Origin of the sequence: Niallia sp., from assembly GCF_031978665.1 — a bacterium.
In the GTDB taxonomy this organism is placed as follows: Bacteria; Bacillota; Bacilli; order Bacillales; family Cytobacillaceae; genus Niallia.
This window is the reverse complement of sequence record NZ_DALZDK010000021.1, coordinates 1-14,063: the sequence shown is the minus strand read 5'-3', so window position 1 is coordinate 14,063 and position 14,063 is coordinate 1. Positions and strand designations below refer to the sequence as shown.

Genomic DNA, 14,063 nt, shown 5'->3' with positions numbered 1-14,063 from the left:
GCTGATTTTTTCTATTTTGCTTCTCAAAAAGTTCATTGACAAGTTCATCTATTTCCTTTTTAATATTGTTAATATTAAAAAAATTAAGCAATGTCAGGGGATGGAAAATGTTGAGCAAACCGATAATAGGGATAACAGGTGCTTATATTTTTAAAAATAAATTTATGGAAGGTACCTATGTCCATCATGACTATCAAAAATCAATTGCAGCAAATGGGGGATTGCCGATTATTCTTCCATTTGTGGAGGAAGATCTAGCAATAGAAATGGTGGATCTTTGTGATGCTGTCATTTTAAGTGGGGGAGAAGATATTGATCCTATCTTGTTTGGAGCAGATCCACATCAAAATATAGGGGAAACAATTCTTCTGCGGGATAAAGTAGAATTAAAAGTTATTGAAAGAGCGATGGAGACAAATAAACCGATACTTGCAATATGTAGAGGAATTCAAATATTGAATGTTGCTTTAGGAGGAACACTAATCCAAGACATTCCTTCACAAGTGAATGAGAGTATTAAACATACTCAATCCGTGAATAGAAGCTGGGATACGCATTTCGTATCTATAAAAGAAAATAGTAAATTAGCAGCTATTATTGGCGAAACGAAAACAAGGGTTAATAGTCTTCATCACCAAGCTATTGATATTGTAGCTGATGAATTAGAAGTGGTTGCAACTAGCAAGGATGGCATAATTGAAGCGGTTGAGCATAAAAGCTATCGGAATTTTTTGTTGGGAGTTCAATGGCATCCTGAATCAATGGCGTCAACTAATGAAAAAATGAATCGAATATTTGCCGAATTTATAAAAAGTGTAAAAATAGAAAAGACTAACATGGTACATAAATGAAGTCATGAAAACAAGATTCAAGCAATGAAAGACATAGGAGAATCGTAAAACGGAAAAAGATGAAAAAAAAGTTAGTATTAACTCCTAAAATCAGCTAAAATAATAAGGTAAGACAATTTTTTCTTAGGAGGCATAACAAATGAGCGAAAAAACATTTACGGTAATTGATGAAACTGGGATTCATGCAAGACCAGCAACATTATTAGTAAGCACTGCTAGTAAATACAAATCTGATATGCAAATCTCTTTCAAAGGAAAATCTGTGAACTTAAAGTCTATTATGGGCGTAATGTCACTAGGTGTACCAAAAGGTGGAGAAATTACTATTTCTGCTACTGGAGAAGATGAAGTAGAAGCAGTAGAAGGTGTAGAAACTGTCCTTAAAAAAGAAGGATTAGTTGGTTAACCTTTATGTATCAATGACCCTCTTAAACGAGGGTCGCTCTCCTTTATTTTTTTTAAGATGAAATTAAAGCGGTTACATTTTATTGTTAACTAAATGAAGATCTGACTATTGATCGTGTAGATTCAAAAGTCAGATTTTTTTATGCCTTTTTTAACTGATGGAAAAGCATATTTTCTAGCTGCTGTTTTGGTTCTAATATCCGAGTGATTCTCTTTGTTTCATTATTCTCACTGTACATATTATGTGAATATTTAGTAAAATAATAGTGAATAGGAGGATTGGCATGATCGTAAAATTAGAAGATGTTGGCTTAAAACGAAATGGAAAGTGGATTCTACAACATATTAATTGGGAGATTAACCAAGGTGAGAATTGGATTCTATATGGACTGAACGGTGCTGGAAAGACAGCTTTGTTAAACATGATTTGTGCCTATTATCATCCAACCGTTGGTAAGATGGAAGTATTAGGAAAAGTGTTCGGGAAATCTGAGCTAGGGGGAGCACTTAGAAGAAGAATTGGACTAGTATCAAATAGACTGCAACAAAATTTATATGAATCAGACAGTGCCTTTGAAATTGTGCTTAGTGGAGCCTATGCATCGATTGGTTTATATGAGTCGCCGACAACAGAAATTAGAAATCGAGCAATTGATATCATGAAGAAGTTAGGAAGCTTGGATTATGCTGACAGACCATATAATAGTTTATCTCAAGGTGAGAGACAAAGGGTCCTTATTGGAAGAGCATTAATGCTAAATCCAGAGTTAATTATATTAGACGAACCAGCAACCGGATTAGATTTTTTAGCAAGGGAACAATTATTGGACACCATTTCCAAGTTAGTAAGCGAGGAGAGCAGCATCATCTATGTTACGCATCATGTAGAAGAGATATTACCGGTGTTTTCCCACTCTTTTCTTTTGAAAAAAGGAGAGGAATTTTCTTCAGGCTATACAAAGGAAATATTAACAAGCCAGAATTTGAGTAGCTTTTTTTCGTTACCAGTTGAAGTAATTTGGAATAATGAACGGCCGCTATTGGCTAGAAAGAACTCATTGATCGAAAAATAGACAAAGGAGAATAAATAGTGGCTTATAAAATTGTATTTATTGATATTGATGGAACATTAGTAAATGAGGACAAAAAAATACCTGAGGATGCAAAATTGGCAATTAATGAATTAAAGAAACAGAATATTCCTATCGTCTTAGCGACTGGAAGAGCACCTTATTTCTTTTCTGACATTTTAACAGAGCTAGGTTTATCATCCTATGTTTCTTTTAATGGCTCTTATGTAATGCATAAGGGAGAGGAAATTTATAAAAAACCAATTCAGCTTGAGACACTAGAGGAATTAGAGCATCTTGCATTGAAAAATAATCATCCGTTAGTTTTTCAAGGAAGTAAGGAATGCTGTGCAAATCATCAAGAGCATGCCCATATCATTGAAGCCTTTCAGTCATTAAAATTAAATGAACCTTCCTATAGAAAAGATTATTGGAAGGAAGCGGATATCTATCAATGCTTGCTTTTCTGTGTGGAAAAAGAAGAAAGAATATATGAAGAAACCTTTTCAAATATACATTTTGTGCGTTGGCATCCTTTATCAATGGATGTTATTCCAACAGGTGGATCAAAAGCAGCGGGGATAGCGGAAATTTTAAAAATACTAGCTATCGATCCAAAAGAAGCGGTGGCGTTTGGAGACGGATTAAATGATAAAGAAATGCTATCGTATGTAGGCATGGGGATAGCTATGGGAAATGCACATGAAGACGTTAAACCATTCGCGAAAATGGTCACAAAACATGTAAATGAAGGTGGCCTATCTTATGGATTGCAAAAAATTGGCCTAATTTAATTTTAGAAATACAATATACATAGAAAAAAGCTGTCAAAAAACATATGTTAAGTAGTTTTTGACAGCTTTACTTTATTTATAGGTTGTTTTCTCAAAGAATAATGTTATTCAATAGAAAATATAAATTATTTAGGCTGTGGGTAATAGCAACAAATTCTATAAAACAGCCATTCGGTATGAACTTGCAGTAAGACTTTCACATATTGAATTCTCTATTTATAAAATAAAGTTAGGGTTAATCCTTCCATTCTTCATACACAACAACCCCACCTGATAAATCAATGGTATTGCGTTCCCCTTTATATAGTAGTTTGCCGTCTTCTTTTACGACTAGGTTTTCATAGGTATAGACTTTTTTACCATTTGGCAAAGTGATAACGACTTTTTCTCCAAATTCTTCTTTTCCTGTTTTAGGCTCACTAGCAAAATATTTATCTGAAAAAATATAGCCTCCAAACATGGTGGTAAGAAGCAAGATAGTGCCTAAAAAATAGATAATTTTTTTGCCAATACTATTTTTCTTTTCATCATGTTTTTCTGTGCGTTTCATATGCGCCTCCACAATATCACCTTTTCATTAAGATTTATTGCTCAAACGGTAACAATGACATATACAATAATAGGTTGATATATACGAAATTCCCTTTAAATTATGATATGAAACAAAAACATAAAGATGACGAAAAATTCAACGGAAGGCAGTTTTTCTTCTTTGAAGACTTAGCTAATAAATTTTTTCGCTTTTAGATTATTTAAAAGATTCCTGAAACCTTTTTAATTTTGAACCGTATATTTGGTAAGAAATAAAATGAAGGGGGAATGATTTGGTGAGTACATAGAAAAATAAAAAATGGAAAGTGAATGATGTTTATGGAAATATTCGGTTTTGATCTTCCCTCCATTTATTTAACGGTTTTAATTGGTTCGGGAATATGTGTTATTTTAACCTTATTACTATCAGATTTATTTGGTGGCGATGCTGGTGTATTAAATCCCACTTTAATCCTTGCCTTTTTTACGATATTATCAGCAAGCGGGTATTTGATGGAGAAGTATTCTACTATCAATAGCGTTATTATTCTATCCATTTCAGCAGTAATTGCACTTATTATTTCAAGCTGTTTACACTTTTTTGTGTTTATCCCTCTTGCCAATGCAGAGGAATCGTTGGTTTACAATGATGAATCATTAAAAGGCAGAATTGGCAAAGTCATTACAGCAATTCCGAAAGATGGCTATGGAGAAATTTTAATTGAGAGTATTAGTGGAAATATCCCAAAGACCGCAGCAAGCTTTTATAATGAGGAAATTGAATTTGGTGAGGAAACGGTTGTAGTAGAGATTAGAGAGAATGTTGCTTATGTAGTTCGTAATGACGGCATATAGAAAAGCATATTAGAGGAGGAAAAATGGATGGCGATAGAAATTTGGATTGTAATAGGAATTGTAGCTTTCTTACTAATTGCACTTATTAGCATTTTCATGGCTAAGTATAAAACAGCAGGACCTGATGAGGCACTCATTGTAACAGGAAGTTATTTAGGGTCAAAAAATGTTCATGTAGATGAATCGGGTAATAAAATTAAGATTATTAGAGGGGGAGGGGCATTTATTCTCCCAGTTTTTCAACAATCAGAGCCATTAAGCTTACTATCTAGTAAATTAGATGTTTCTACACCAGAGGTATACACAGAGCAAGGTGTTCCTGTTATGGCTGATGGTACAGCAATTATTAAAATTGGTGGTTCTATTGGCGAAATCGCTACAGCTGCAGAACAGTTTTTAGGTAAAACAAAACAGGATCGTGAAAACGAAGCAAGAGAAGTACTAGAAGGACATTTACGTTCTATTCTTGGTAGTATGACAGTGGAAGAAATTTATAAAAATAGAGATAAGTTTTCACAAGAAGTGCAAAGAGTCGCATCGCATGATTTGGCTAAAATGGGTCTAATCATTGTGTCTTTTACGATTAAAGATGTAAGAGATAAAAATGGATATTTGGAATCTCTTGGTAAGCCGCGAATTGCGCAAGTGAAACGAGATGCAGATATTGCTACTGCCGAAGCAGATAAAGAAACAAGAATCAAAAAGGCCGAAGCCGATAAGGAAGCTAAAAAGGCTGAATTAGAAAGAGCTACGGAAATTGCCGAAGCAGAAAAAGAAAATCAAATGAAAATTGCCGATTACAGAAGAGATCAAGATATTGCGAAAGCACGAGCTGACCAAGCATATGATCTAGAAAGTGCTCGTTCTAAACAAGAAGTTACAGAACAAGAAATGCAAATTAAGATCATTGAAAGACAGAAACAAATTGAATTAGAAGAAAAAGAAATTTTAAGAAGAGAAAAGCAGTATGATTCAGAGGTTAAAAAGAAAGCAGACGCAGATCGCTATGCAATGGAACAGGCAGCTGAGGCAAATAAACGCCGCGAGATTGCTGAAGCAGACGCTAATCAATACCGTATTGAGTCACAAGCAAAAGCAGAGGCAGAAAAAGTACGTGTAGACGGATTAGCAAAAGCGGAAGCGGAGAAAGCAAAAGGGGAAACAGAAGCAGAAATTATTCGCTTAAAAGGATTGGCAGAAGCCGAAGCAAAACGCAAAATTGCCGAAGCATATGCGCAATACGGCCAAGCGGCGATATTGGATATGGTGCTTGACATGTTACCTGAATATGCAAAACAAGTGGCTAGTCCATTAGCTAACATCGATAAGATCACGGTGGTGGATACAGGAAGTGATGGCAGTAATGGAGGAGCAAATAAAGTAACTGGCTATGCTACGAACTTAATGTCGACGATGCAAGAATCTTTAAAGGCTTCAGCAGGAATCGATGTAAAAGAACTGCTTGAGAATTTATCCGGTAAAGGGAATATTCGTCAGAGTATTAATGAATTGAATGATAATTTAAGCAATAAATCTGAATAAAGAAAGAAAAAGGGTCAGATTAAAAATCTGACCCTTTTCGTTATACTGTTATTCTTTCAAATCTTCAATGGAATCGATATCCATATAGCTTGGTACAACTAATCCTAATTTGGTTCCTTCTAGGTTAGCTCCTAGATCTTCGAATTGCCCTTCGAATTTACTTGCATAGTCTTCATGTGTAATTGGTAACCAGCCGGCAATATGTGCATCTAAGCTGCCGTCAGCAACACCAGTCCACATTGGACCTGCTTCTACTTGACTTAATGTTACATCATAGCCTAAATCACTTAATACTTTGCCGACAACATTTGTACTTGCAATTTCACTATCCCATGCAACATAGCCGATTTTAATTTTGTCACCATCGACGCTATTAACACCGTTAGTCCATTCGCTTACTTTATCAGCGTTGTCTTCCACCCAGCTTTCCGCTGCTTTTTCAGGATCTTCTCCTTCGTAAATATCCATCATGACAACTCCCATATCTTCTGTTGTCCAATGGAAATTATCTAATACTTCATATGCTTCTGGCATGTCTTCTTTTAGCCCATTACGTGCTATGGAATGAATGTTTTCATCTTCGCCAAAAGAGCCTTTAGGATCTTCTAAATATTTCAAATCATACGCAGCGAACATCCAGTGTGGAGTCCAACCGGTCACAATTATTGGCTCTTCTTTATCATAGGCCTTTTTGAGAGCAGCAGTCATAGCTGCACTTGATCCTTCTACTAACTCCCAGTCACTTAATTCATAATCACTAATTGCTTGGGTAGTTGCTTTCATCAATCCAGCTCCAGGATCGATTCCGATTATTTCATAATCTACTTTTTCGCCAACAGTGGCATTTTCGTTATCTGCACTGTCGGAACCACAGGCAGCTAACCCTAGAGTAAGCGTGATTGCTCCTAGTAAGCTTGTCATTTTTTTCATATTATTTTGCCCCCTTTTTTTTTGTGCCCACATTTTGGGTAATTCTATCTAAAATGATTGCAAGCACTACAATGGATATACCTGCTTCAAACCCACGACCGATTTGAATCTGGGTTACAGCACGATAAACATCTGCACCTAAACCTGGTGCACCAACCATTGCAGCAATAACTACCATCGATAGCGCAAGCATAATACTTTGATTAATACCAGCCAATATTGTTGGCATTGCAAGTGGTAATTGAACCTTCATTAATTTTTGAGAAGTCGTACTACCGAAACTTTCTGTTGCTTCTGTAATATCGCTTGGAACCTGTTGAATTCCAAGAATCGTTAAGCGTATAGTAGGTGGCATTGAAAAAATAACGGAAGCGACAACTCCTGGAACTACCCCGATGCTAAAGAAGAAGATAGCAGGAATAAGATAGACAAAGGCTGGCATTGTTTGCATAAAGTCTAAAATTGGGATAACAATATTGCGAACGGTGCTGTTTTGAGAAGCCCAAATACCTAGTGGAATACCAATTATTATCGAGATAAATACGGCAGAAAGAACAAGGGCTAATGTATCAATCATTGGTTCCCAATAGCCTAAATTATCAACGAGTAGTAAGCCTATAAGTGTAAATAGTGCAATCTTCTTATTCGCTAATTTCCAAGCTAATAATGCTAATAAAATAATTAATAGAATAGGAGGAATAAATCCAAAGAAAGCTACTAAAGTATTAACTGCAAATTCTAGTACTGCTGTAATTCCATCAAATAACACTTCAAAAGTAGTTGTAAGCCAGTCGACAAAAGAATCGATCCAATCTGCAACAGGCAACTTTGGGAATAGATTATTCATTAAGCATTCCCCCCAACTGATACGGTTTCTTCCGCTTCGGGAGTGTTAATAAGATCATTATTACCAGCGAGTGCTCCAATAACTGCACCTCTTACTAGAATTCCTTTTAATCTATTTTGTTCATCAATAACAGCTACTGGAATGATAGCAGTTGAAACCTTATCGAATAGGTCAGATAATAATGTATCACCAGTTACAGTAATAACATCTTTTTGTAAAATGGTTTCAATGCCTTCATTTTTTTCGCTCGCTATACGTGCATCATCAGCAGTAATAGCTCCAAGAAGCTCTCTTCGCTTATTTACAACATAGATACTTGAAATTCCGAGCTTCTTCATCATTTGTAATGCAACACGAGGACCTTTTTCTATATTTACTGCCTCTGCACGTTTCATAATGTGATTTGCTGTTAATACTTTTGATAAATCAACATCTTCTACAAATCGTTCTACATAATCGTTTGAAGGATTCATTAAAATTTCTTCAGGTGTTCCAACTTGTACAATGGAACCATCCTTCATAAGTGCGATACGATCACCAATTCGTAAAGCTTCATCTAAATCATGTGTAATAAAGATGATTGTTTTTTCCATATTTGATTGCAAGTCTAACAACTCGTCCTGCATATCTTTACGAATTAAAGGATCGAGTGCACTAAATGCTTCATCCATTAAAAGGATATCTGGATCATTTGCCAACGCACGAGCAAGTCCGACTCTTTGTTGCATTCCACCACTTAATTGGTCTGGATATTGGTTTTCATAGCCTGATAATCCTACTAGCTTAAGTGATTCAAGTGCTCGCTCTTTTCGAGTAGCTTTATCTACACCTTGAATTTCTAAGCCAAATTCAGCATTTTCTAGGATTGTTCGATGGGGAAGCAATGCGAATTTTTGGAAGACCATACTTATTTTTTCTCTTCGAACCTTGCGTAAATCTTCTTTTGACATACGCACAATATCTTTTCCATCAATATATATATTCCCAATGGTAGGATCAATCAGACGGTTAAACATACGAACTAATGTTGATTTACCACTACCTGAAAGCCCCATAATAACAAATATTTCTCCAGGGTTTACTTCAAAACTTGCTTTATTGACCCCGACTGTAGCTCCCGTTTTTTTTAGAATATCTTTTTTTGATTCACCATTATTTAATAATTGAATGGCTTTTTTCGTGTTTTTTCCGAAAATCTTTGTCACGTTTTCGACTTTTAATTTTGCTTTACTTTCCATTTTTTCACCTCTTTAATTCTAACCGCTCTAAACTGAGCCCTTATTTAGTATAAAAGGAACGTGGGGACATTACAAACTGTATAATCAGTTAAAAACATTCATTCTGAACGTACAGTAAAAACTGAACGAATTGTAGTGGCCATATTCTTAATATTACGCCCATATGCTACTATTTCCTATAACGAACGCTTCTTTACTTTTTTCTTATTCATGTTAATCTATAAAAAGATAATTAATTATTAGTTTAATCATTATAGTTCATCTTGATTATTGAAATGATCATCATTACAATGAATAAGTAAAACATAAAATATGGATGTGAATGATAAATGACGGATAGAGAGCAGTTAAATATTGCTCGTGAAAGAGTAATTGATTCTGTAGCTCAAAACATGGACCTTTATGGTGTAACAGAATCAATCGGCAGATTATATGGAATGCTATTATTTCAACAAAATCCAATGACTCTTGATGAAATGAAAGAAGAGCTAGGGATGAGTAAAACTAGTATGAGTACATCTGTTCGAACATTGCTTGAATTGAAAATGGTGGATAAGGTATGGCGAAAAGGTGTTCGAAAAGATTTGTATAGAGCCGAAGAAGATTGGTATCAGACATTTATCGATTTTTTCACGATTAAATGGAGATTGGCAATTGCTGAAAATGTTTCTGCAATTGAAAAGTCAATGTATGAATTAAAAGTGTTAATAGATAAAGACGGAATTTCAGAAGATGTAATAAAAGATGCAAAAAATGATTTAGAAAAATTACATTATGCCATAGAGTATTATGATTGGCTTGATCGCTTTGTAGATAGTTTGGAATCACATGAGATTTTTAACTTAGTGCCAAAAAAAGTGGAAGATAAATAATGTTGTCAAGGGTGTTCACCTATGAGGTTGTGTATTAAAACCTCATAGGTGAACACTTTTTTGCATTTTAAACAATCTAAATTACGATGAAATTTTCTTTAGATTAGAGGGAAAAGGGATTAAAGTAGAGACAAATCTGGTTAAAAAACCTAAAAAATGTGCATTTGTCTATCGCACATTTTAGATTCTTGAATAGGATATATGGAATCAAAAAAAGGAGGTTTTTATTCATGGGTGAAGTTGGTTACGGCGGAGGTTTCGCTCTTTTAGTAGTATTGTTTATTTTATTGGTGATTATTGGTGCTTCTTGGGGTTACGGCGGATTTTAATATCCGTAACGAAATAGAAAATTAAAAGGAGGAAATAGAATGTACGGATATGGTGGTTGTGGTTATCCTAGCTATGGCTATGGTGGCGTTGGTTACGGCGGAGGTTTCGCTTTAATCGTTGTTTTATTCATTCTTTTAATCATTGTAGGTGCAGCTTGCTTTAAATGGTAAAAGGTTGAAATGATGGAGGCTGATTCAATGAGTCAGTCTCCATTTTTATGTATTTATAGAAATGGAATTAAATAGAGTAAAAGTTTTTCGTGTTTTTCAAAAGTTGGTCGTACATATCTGTTACTTTATATTTTTTCAATGTTGATAAAGTGTAGATGGTATCGTGAATCATTGTGGGAACGGTTTTCTGATGGAGATAAGGTCCTTCGAATGGCCAAGGACCATCCGTTTCTACCATTATATTTTCTATTGGGTATTGTTTTGCAAGTTGCCGAGTTTTTTCCTTATATAATAAATCAGGAGTAAGGGAAATGTAATAATCATTTGCTATCATCTGTTCGATTGTTTTTGGGCTTCCCTTGAACCAGTGGAAGTGAGCATTTGAAAAGCTATGTTTTTCAAGTAAATGAATAGCAAGGTCAGCTTCATCGTAAACACAATGTAGTATAACAGGTTTTTCTAATTTTTTTGCTAATACAATAAATTGTTCCAGCATTTCAATATAAGGTTCTATAGGAATAGAGGATGGATTCTGTCTCCGTATAAAATGTGGCAAACCAACTTCGCCAATCGCAGTCATGCTGTTGTGATTTTTGTTAATCCAAGTGAATAAATCGGATAAGGAAGCATCAGAAGGAACTGGCTGTTCTGGATGATAACCATAACTGGGTTTAATAAAATCAAATTCTCGACTCAAGGTTTCTGTTTTGATACATGATTCTATATTCATCGACACAGAGATAGCAGATCGTAATGTGTTTTCTGTTGCAAATCGAATGATATCGTCTCTACTATATTGATCTAAATGAATATGTGCATCTATTATTTGGTTCATCTATACCACCTTTTTTATAGAAAATAGTTAAGGTAAATTGGGAATGGCAACACGACATGGATAAAGGTTCTCTTTTATTATAACCGAATATAGGAAGAGGAATATAACAAGTTTGTGAGCGAAATAAGAACCTTCATTTTGAGTAGGTACCACCATTTGATAAAATGTAAGAATAGATGCTAACTTAGGGGGAATGTGGGATGGATTCATTAGTTCAGCTAATAAAGTCTGCTAATTATTTAGTTGTATTTACTGGGGCAGGAATGTCAACAGAGAGTGGGCTGCCTGATTTTCGGTCAGCTAATCGAGGATTATGGACAGCAGAACAAAAGCAATATCTTTCAAGTACTAATGCTTTAAATGATCATTTACAGGAATTTATTGAATTTTATAGAAAACGAGTCCAGGGCATTCATGAATTTAAACCGCATAAAGGGCATTATATTCTTGCCGAATGGGAAAGAAAGGGGCTTATAAAACAAATTATTACCCAAAATGTTGATGGCTTTCATCAAGAAGCAGGCAATCAAAAAGTTGCAGAGTTGCATGGAACATTAAAAAAAGTCCATTGTGAAGCATGTGGAAAAAGCTATATTAGTGAAGAATATCTCCAGGAAAACTACTCATGTAGCTGTGGAGGAGTATTGAGACCATCCATTGTTCTCTTTGGTGAAATGCTTCCAGAACAGCCTTTTACAGCGGCAGAGGAAGCTGCAATAAATTCAGATGTTTTTTTAGTATTAGGCTCTTCTTTATCGGTTTCACCAGCAAATCAATTTCCATTGCTTGCTGGTGAAACGGGAGCTAAGTTAATTATTGTGAATAAAGAGCCGACAGAAATGGATGGGGTAGCAGATTTCGTCATTCATGAGGCAATCGGAAGTGTTTTAGAGGAAATAAATCTCAAGCTTTAGAATAAACGTGATTGCTGGGAGCACATAAGATACAGAGCTTCCAGAAAATATAGAAGAAAATAGTCGAAATAAAACGAGGAGAAAATATTTAAACCCATTGCAAACTTTGATATATCGAGATAATATAAGGGAATGGACTAAATTTGAAAGCGTAAAAAGAGAGGAAAGTAACATGTCAAAGAACTTTAAACAGGATGTACTATCTCGTCGCACCTTTGCGATTATTTCCCATCCAGATGCCGGGAAAACGACATTAACGGAAAAACTATTACTATTCGGTGGCGCAATTCGCGATGCAGGAACAGTAAAAGGGAAGAAGACAGGGAAATATGCAACAAGTGACTGGATGGAGATAGAAAAGCAAAGAGGGATTTCCGTTACATCAAGTGTAATGCAATTTGATTACCAGGATGCACGAGTAAATATTCTGGATACACCAGGACACCAAGATTTTAGTGAGGACACCTACCGTACGCTTACAGCTGTGGATAGTGCTGTCATGATTATCGATTCGGCGAAAGGGATAGAGGAACAAACACTAAAGCTATTTAAGGTTTGTAAAATGAGAGGAATCCCTATCTTTACCTTTATCAATAAATTGGATCGTCAAGGGAAGGCACCTCTTGAGTTGCTTGCAGAATTGGAAGAGGTAATGGGAATAGAGTCCTATCCAATGAATTGGCCAATTGGAATGGGAAAAGAATTTTTAGGAATATATGACCGTTTTTATAAACGAGTTGAGCAGTTCCGTGTAGAAGATAGTGAAAAATATATTCCTCTAAATGAAGATGGCGAAATTGAAGGAGACCATCCAATTAAAAGGGATTCCTTATATGATCAAACATTAGAAGAAATTATGCTCTTAAATGAAGCTGGAAATGAATTCTCCGAAGAAAAAATTAACAATGGTGATTTAACTCCTGTATTTTTTGGAAGTGCTTTAAGCAACTTCGGCGTACAAACATTCTTAGAAACATATTTGCAATTTGCGCCATCTCCACAAGCAAGAAAATCTACGATTGGGGAGATTGACCCTCTATCTGAGGAATTTTCAGGGTTTATTTTTAAAATCCAAGCAAATATGAATCCGGCTCACCGTGACCGTATCGCATTCTTGCGAATTTGTTCTGGAAAATTTGAAAGAGGAATGACCGTTAACTTGCCAAGAACTGGGAAACAAGTGAAACTGGCCCAATCGACTCAATTTATGGCAGATGATCGAAGTACTGTTAATGAAGCGGTTAGCGGAGATATTATTGGATTATATGACCCAGGTTTTTATCAAATTGGAGACACGCTAACTGTTAGCAAGAATGCCTTCCAATATGAAAAATTACCACAGTTTACACCAGAGCTTTTTGTTAAGGTAACTGCAAAGAACGTAATGAAACAAAAGCATTTCCATAAAGGCATACAGCAGCTCGTTCAAGAAGGTGCGATTCAATTGTATAAGACTGTAAAAACAGAAGATTATCTGCTTGGAGCTGTTGGTCAACTACAATTTGAAGTGTTTGAACATCGCATGAGAAATGAGTACAATGTGGAAGTTATTATGGAACATGTAGGTTCTAAAATTGCCCGTTGGTTAGTGGATGAAGAAGTAAATGAAAATCTATCTAGTGGTAGAAGTTTATTAGTGGAAGATCGCTTCGGCAAAAAAGCATTTTTATTTGAAAATGATTTTGCCTTAAGATGGTTCCAAGATAAAAATCCAGAAGTAAAATTATTTAATCCAATGGATGAGCAAGAATAATATATAGTAAAGAGATTGTTTCAAATGGATTTCCCAGTTCTTTGAGGGGAGATCCTTTATGGGAACAGTCTTTTTTTCTGTGAAAATAAATAATGGTTTAAACTAGATCATTTTTGTTAAAGCTAT

General features: G+C 35.2%; 16 protein-coding genes. 11 read left to right on the top strand and 5 right to left on the bottom strand.

Going from position 1 to position 14,063, the window contains the following annotated elements; translation table 11 throughout:
* The first annotated feature begins 107 nt into the window (after nt 1-107).
* From RTL21_RS12755 to RTL21_RS12740, 4 genes are all read left to right on the top strand, one after another.
* The gene (locus tag RTL21_RS12755; protein ID WP_312096265.1) at nt 108-851 is read left to right on the top strand and encodes a gamma-glutamyl-gamma-aminobutyrate hydrolase family protein; all 744 of its coding nucleotides are present in this window, start codon (nt 108-110) and stop codon (nt 849-851) included.
* Between the two features lie 139 nt (nt 852-990).
* Nucleotides 991-1,257 (top strand): phosphocarrier protein HPr, encoded by a 267-nt coding sequence (locus RTL21_RS12750; protein WP_251627379.1) that lies wholly within the window; start codon nt 991-993, stop codon nt 1,255-1,257.
* A 283-nt stretch (nt 1,258-1,540) separates the two neighbouring features.
* Nucleotides 1,541-2,329 carry an ABC transporter ATP-binding protein gene (locus RTL21_RS12745; RefSeq protein WP_312096264.1) on the top strand — a complete coding sequence of 263 codons (789 nt, stop codon included), beginning with the start codon at nt 1,541-1,543 and terminating at the stop codon, nt 2,327-2,329.
* Between the two features lie 17 nt (nt 2,330-2,346).
* Complete coding sequence (locus RTL21_RS12740) at nt 2,347-3,120, top strand: Cof-type HAD-IIB family hydrolase (protein ID WP_312096263.1); 774 nt, start codon at nt 2,347-2,349, stop codon at nt 3,118-3,120.
* 235 nt (nt 3,121-3,355) lie between these two features.
* On the opposite strand, the gene RTL21_RS12735 is transcribed toward RTL21_RS12740, so the two are convergent.
* Nucleotides 3,356-3,670 carry a hypothetical protein gene (locus RTL21_RS12735; RefSeq protein ID WP_312096262.1) on the bottom strand — a complete coding sequence of 105 codons (315 nt, stop codon included), beginning with the start codon at nt 3,668-3,670 and terminating at the stop codon, nt 3,356-3,358.
* 314 nt (nt 3,671-3,984) lie between these two features.
* Here RTL21_RS12735 and RTL21_RS12730 point away from each other — a divergent pair, with 314 nt between their 5' ends.
* Together RTL21_RS12730 and RTL21_RS12725 are read left to right on the top strand one after the other, a co-directional pair.
* On the top strand, nt 3,985-4,506 hold the full coding sequence (locus tag RTL21_RS12730) for an NfeD family membrane protein (RefSeq protein WP_312096261.1): 522 nt from the start codon (nt 3,985-3,987) through the stop codon (nt 4,504-4,506).
* 27 nt (nt 4,507-4,533) lie between these two features.
* Nucleotides 4,534-6,048, top strand: a complete 1,515-nt coding sequence (locus RTL21_RS12725) for a flotillin lipid rafts scaffold protein FloT (protein WP_312096260.1) — start codon at nt 4,534-4,536, stop codon at nt 6,046-6,048.
* Nucleotides 6,049-6,096: 48 nt separating this feature from the next.
* Here RTL21_RS12725 and RTL21_RS12720 read toward each other — a convergent pair whose 3' ends face one another.
* The 3 genes from RTL21_RS12720 to proV are packed head-to-tail and all read right to left on the bottom strand — an operon-like array spanning nt 6,097 to nt 9,063.
* Nucleotides 6,097-6,978 carry a glycine betaine ABC transporter substrate-binding protein gene (locus RTL21_RS12720; RefSeq protein WP_312096259.1) on the bottom strand — a complete coding sequence of 294 codons (882 nt, stop codon included), beginning with the start codon at nt 6,976-6,978 and terminating at the stop codon, nt 6,097-6,099.
* Nucleotide 6,979: 1 nt separating this feature from the next.
* Nucleotides 6,980-7,825, bottom strand: coding sequence for an ABC transporter permease (locus RTL21_RS12715; RefSeq protein WP_312096258.1), 846 nt, complete (start codon nt 7,823-7,825; stop codon nt 6,980-6,982).
* Entirely contained in the window at nt 7,825-9,063 is a 1,239-nt protein-coding gene (gene proV, locus RTL21_RS12710; protein ID WP_312096257.1) for a glycine betaine/L-proline ABC transporter ATP-binding protein ProV, read from the bottom strand. The genes RTL21_RS12715 and proV overlap by 1 nt, the downstream gene beginning before the upstream one ends.
* Before the next feature lie 329 nt (nt 9,064-9,392).
* On the opposite strand from proV, the gene RTL21_RS12705 reads away from it, so the two are divergent.
* From RTL21_RS12705 to RTL21_RS12695, 3 genes are all read left to right on the top strand, one after another.
* Nucleotides 9,393-9,935, top strand: a complete 543-nt coding sequence (locus RTL21_RS12705; protein WP_312096256.1) for a GbsR/MarR family transcriptional regulator — start codon at nt 9,393-9,395, stop codon at nt 9,933-9,935.
* Between the two features lie 230 nt (nt 9,936-10,165).
* Nucleotides 10,166-10,264, top strand: coding sequence for a YjcZ family sporulation protein (locus RTL21_RS12700; RefSeq protein ID WP_101177663.1), 99 nt, complete (start codon nt 10,166-10,168; stop codon nt 10,262-10,264).
* Between the two features lie 39 nt (nt 10,265-10,303).
* Complete coding sequence (locus RTL21_RS12695; protein WP_312096255.1) at nt 10,304-10,435, top strand: YjcZ family sporulation protein; 132 nt, start codon at nt 10,304-10,306, stop codon at nt 10,433-10,435.
* Between the two features lie 67 nt (nt 10,436-10,502).
* On the opposite strand, the gene RTL21_RS12690 is transcribed toward RTL21_RS12695, so the two are convergent.
* Nucleotides 10,503-11,270 carry a TatD family hydrolase gene (locus tag RTL21_RS12690; protein ID WP_312096254.1) on the bottom strand — a complete coding sequence of 256 codons (768 nt, stop codon included), beginning with the start codon at nt 11,268-11,270 and terminating at the stop codon, nt 10,503-10,505.
* A gap of 200 nt (nt 11,271-11,470) precedes the next feature.
* Here RTL21_RS12690 and RTL21_RS12685 point away from each other — a divergent pair, with 200 nt between their 5' ends.
* Both RTL21_RS12685 and RTL21_RS12680 read left to right on the top strand, forming a co-directional pair.
* Complete coding sequence (locus RTL21_RS12685; protein ID WP_312096253.1) at nt 11,471-12,184, top strand: NAD-dependent protein deacylase; 714 nt, start codon at nt 11,471-11,473, stop codon at nt 12,182-12,184.
* A gap of 172 nt (nt 12,185-12,356) precedes the next feature.
* On the top strand, nt 12,357-13,937 hold the full coding sequence (locus RTL21_RS12680; protein ID WP_312096252.1) for a peptide chain release factor 3: 1,581 nt from the start codon (nt 12,357-12,359) through the stop codon (nt 13,935-13,937).
* Nucleotides 13,938-14,063 lie beyond the last annotated feature (126 nt).